Annotated in this window: 1 protein-coding gene; it reads left to right on the top strand. The window is 37.2% G+C overall.

Annotated elements, in window-relative coordinates; all coding sequences use genetic code 11:
* On the top strand, positions 1-282 hold a 282-nt coding region (locus CJF42_RS26155; RefSeq protein WP_170940790.1), incomplete at both ends, for an ATP-binding protein.

The raw sequence follows: 282 nt of genomic DNA, 5'->3' as shown, positions 1-282 counted from the left end.
TGGTAGCTATCGTAAATTTATCAATAGATTGGCAACAGTTGATTTACTGATCTTAGATGATTGGGGATTGGAGCCACTGAATTTACAACAGCGAAGTGATTTACTTGAATTGATTGATGCCAGATATGATACAAAATCTACGTTAATATCGAGCCAATTACCACAAGAACATTGGTATCAGATGATTGGGGAATCGACTCACGCAGACGCTATTTTAGATCGTTTGGTTCATGGCTCGATAAAGATAGAATTAAAGGGCGAATCAATGCGAAAAACCATCAA

This window comes from Pseudoalteromonas sp. NBT06-2 (assembly GCF_002276045.1).
GTDB lineage: Bacteria > Pseudomonadota > Gammaproteobacteria > Enterobacterales > Alteromonadaceae > Pseudoalteromonas.
Note: the sequence above shows the minus strand (reverse complement) of the source record. Positions and strands in the feature narration are given on the sequence as shown.